Raw genomic sequence first — 3,373 nt, 5'->3', positions numbered from 1 at the left:
TGACGTCCGGATTATGCCGACCATGGCTTGGAACTCGGCCCTGGAGGCGGGGATCGCTGCGATGGGGTCGGCATAATCACGGATGCCCGACGGATGGTGCAAACTCCTCTTCTTGCAAAGAAGGAGAGTTTTTATGTCTATCGATCCGTTTCGTGTTCAGGTTCGGGGGCCGCTTGCCCCATTTGCGGCTGGGTTTGCCGGCGAACTCGCCCAACGGGGCTATACACCGATTTCCGCCCGCGGGCAGATGCGGCTGCTGGCGCGACTAAGCTGCTGGCTCGCACTGGAGGGCATGGACGCGGAGGACCTGAGTGTGAGCGAGGTCGATCGGTTTGTCCGTACCCGTCGTGCCGCTGGCCGGCAACTCCGCTCGATCAAAGCGTTGCGACCCATATTGGCCTATTTGAAGTCTCGTGGCGTGGTGCTGCCGTCGACCCGCGCGCCCGACGATCCGGCAGAGGTGCTTCTGGAACGATACCGACGCTACCTGACAGCTGAGCGCGGTTTGGCGAATGCCACCGCCGATGTCTATGCCCAGAAGGTGCGCCCCTTTGTGCGTCATCGGTTGTCATCCGATGGGCGTGTCTTGGACCTTGCGGGTTTGGCCGCGACCGACATCGTCGCCTTTGTGGTGATGCATTGCCCTCGGCTGAGCCGCAGCGCGGCAAGCCTGACTGTGACGGCGCTGCGATCGCTGCTCGGATACCTTAATATCGAGGGTCTCATCGCGCGATCTCTTGCCGCTTGCGTGCCCTCGGTCGCCCGGTCGGCGATTGGCTGGGTTCCCGAAAGGACTGGATTGCGGCCAGGTTCAGCGCCTGCTGACGTCCTGCGACCGCGATACGTCGAGCGGCTGCCGAGACGCCGCGGTCATGATCATGTTGGTTCGTCTCGGCTTGCGGGCGGGGGAAGTCGCCAAGCTCAAGCTTGACGACTTGGATTGGCGGGCCGGTGAGATCTTCGTACGGGCAAGGGAAGCTGCATCCAACACCTTCCCTTGCCGGCCGATGTCGGCGAAGCCGTGGCGGGGACCGGACGGTGTTTGTGCGCATCAAGGCGCCCCATCGTGCCCTCACCAGCACTGGTGTATCGCAAATCGTGGCCGCCGCCGCTCGGCGCGCCGGCGCATCGCTATCCGAGGTCGGGCAGGTCCTGCGGCATCGCCGCGCCCTGACAACGGCGATCTATGCCAAGGTTGATCGCGAAGCCCTGCGAACGATCGCCCGCCCCTGGCCGGAGAGGTGGCATGAGCGCCCTTCGCCAAGCCCTGGCCGATTACCTGGCCATGTGTCGCGCCCTCGGCTACCAGCTTGTTCGGTCCGAGAAGCTTCTTGCCCAGTTCCTCACCTATCTCGAGGCACAGGGCGAGGACTACCTGACCACCAAGACGGCACTAGACTAGTGCCCGTCCATAAACGCCTGTTTTTCTGGGGTTTTCAAGGTTGCTTGACGGATTTGGTCGGCGACGGCGCGCCACTGCAGGCTTGCAGCCTCTGCCGTCTCCTGGGCAAAGGCGGTGGCGATGAATGCCGACACGACGCGGCGGCCACTCTTTCCGGCATGCGCCAGCACGTTGCGGGCAAAATGAACCCTGCAGCGCTGCCAGGTCGCGCTGAGAACCTTGGAGGTTGCCGCCTTGATCCCTTCGTGGGCATCGGAGACGACGAGCCTGACGCCGCGCAGGCCGCGCCTTGTCAGCTTGCGCAGGAACTCCGTCCAGATCGGCTCGGCTTCCGAGGTGCCGACCTCCATGCCCAGAACCTCGCGCCGACCATCGGTGTTGACGCCGACGGCGATGATGACGGCAACGGAAACGATCCGGCCGCCACGGCGCACCTTGAGGTAAGTCGGATGAGTAGGCGATACGCGCCTTACCGCATTACGGCGGCAGGTCTCGCATCGCCTCTCGCCGAACCGGACGTGCGCCTTTCGTTACGCATCCGGCTCTCCAGAAGACATGGGAAAGTCAGGCGTATCCATCCACGCGAGACGATATCGCTCGACAGGTGTCCAGCAGAGCACGTGTTGCTCAATGGATCCCTCTCTCCAGACCCGCCTCGTCGCCCGGTGTCTGCTTGGCTGTTTTGAGCCCCACAGTTCGCTCGGTGTTGCCTTTGGACGTTTCTTACGCAGCCAGCAGTACAGACGCAGGCCAATGTACCAGTCTAGAGCGACAAATACACGGCCGGCACCTACACAGTAGCGATAATAATTCGCCCATCCGCTGGTGATGGCATTCACCCCTCGAAGCTTTTCGCCAAGACTGACGGATATGCTATCACGTTGCGTCAGTTGCTTGACTTTGTGACGCAGGTTCGCGGCCTTTGCCTTGGGTATTTCAACGCGCGGGCCGTAGCCATAACGTTTATCCCAATGCACACTGAAGCGGAATCCGAGAAACTCGAAGCCCTCTGTCATGGCCGTAACCTTCGTCTTTTCCGGCGACAACGTCAGTCCGGTTGTCTTGATCAGGTAGTCGGCCAGAGCACATTGCTCTGCCATTGCCTCCTCCAGCGATCCAGACACCAGAACCACGAAGTCGTCGCCGTAGCGCACCGGCAGATACACACAGCGTCCTGCTATACGATCGCTGTCCCGGGCGCTCGCCGCTGCCGCCACCCCGTTGCTTTTGCGACGGGCTTGGGTCTTTTTGCGGTGATAGGTCCACCTTTCATACCGCTCCTCGATCGCGCTAAGGGCGATGTTTGCGAGCAAAGGTGAGATGATCCCGCCCTGAGGGGTGCCGGCGTCCGTCCGGAGGAACTGATCCTCCGTCAAAACACCGGCTTAGCCTTACTCCACTGATAGAGTTTGCTTTGAATGCCGAGTACCCAGACCTTCCCGGTCCGATGATCCGTGTCCACAGATCACTCCTCCGTCGTTACAAGCCTATCGTCTTCCTGCTTCCCTTCGCCCTGTGCGTGGCTTTCCCACACTCCGACTACTACGAAAGCTCCGCCCCTGGTGTTGTCCATATCTGGCCGTCGCAGCGAGCCCGGCTTCCACCCGGGCAGACAATCCAAGTTCCCGTGTTCCGACTTCCAACCTGGTGCCGTTAGGCGGTGAGCTCTACCCCGTGCAATGCGGGAGATGGGGCATAGGAGCCAGTCCCATCTCGGGTCTCTTCGAGAACCCGGCAGCAAGAATAGACGAGCCTTGCCGCCTCTGATTGCTCTTTCGTGCTCCCACGCCATCACGCCAATGGAAGCGATCTGTGTGTTTCGAGGCTTCTGACGCTCACTTTGTTGTCTCGCCATGGGCATTGCGGTAGCCCGGCCTGCGGTTGATGGCCCGCATCCGGTACAGTTAAGGCCAATCTGCTTATGCAACCCAACCGACGACGCCCGGTCGAGCTTCTTGGCCCCCTTGCACG

Annotated in this window: 4 protein-coding genes and 1 pseudogene; 3 read left to right on the top strand and 2 right to left on the bottom strand. The window is 61.5% G+C overall.

The window, feature by feature from the left end; genetic code table 11:
• The first annotated feature begins 133 nt into the window (after positions 1-133).
• From LPU83_RS27450 to LPU83_RS27370, 3 genes are read left to right on the top strand one after another with little or no spacing between them, the layout of a single operon-like run.
• Positions 134-931: a site-specific integrase gene (locus LPU83_RS27450; RefSeq protein WP_231052348.1), complete on the top strand. Its 798-nt coding sequence runs from the start codon at positions 134-136 to the stop codon at positions 929-931.
• Positions 819-1,199, top strand: coding sequence for a tyrosine-type recombinase/integrase (locus LPU83_RS73785; protein ID WP_244656114.1), 381 nt, complete (start codon positions 819-821; stop codon positions 1,197-1,199). Before LPU83_RS27450 ends, LPU83_RS73785 begins: the two co-directional genes overlap by 113 nt.
• A gap of 47 nt (positions 1,200-1,246) precedes the next feature.
• Entirely contained in the window at positions 1,247-1,402 is a 156-nt protein-coding gene (locus tag LPU83_RS27370) for a hypothetical protein (RefSeq protein ID WP_231052349.1), read from the top strand.
• An 8-nt stretch (positions 1,403-1,410) separates the two neighbouring features.
• Here the strand turns inward: LPU83_RS27370 and LPU83_RS27365 are convergent.
• Positions 1,411-1,848 (bottom strand): annotated as a pseudogene (locus LPU83_RS27365) (transposase); the annotation flags it as partial.
• 84 nt (positions 1,849-1,932) lie between these two features.
• Positions 1,933-2,778, bottom strand: a complete 846-nt coding sequence (locus LPU83_RS26960; protein WP_245272610.1) for a group II intron maturase-specific domain-containing protein — start codon at positions 2,776-2,778, stop codon at positions 1,933-1,935.
• Between the last annotated feature and the right edge of the window lie 595 nt (positions 2,779-3,373).

Origin of the sequence: Rhizobium favelukesii, assembly GCF_000577275.2 — a bacterium.
GTDB lineage: Bacteria > Pseudomonadota > Alphaproteobacteria > Rhizobiales > Rhizobiaceae > Rhizobium > Rhizobium favelukesii.
The sequence above is the reverse complement of the archived record's forward strand: the minus strand, read 5'-3'. Positions and strand labels throughout refer to the sequence as shown.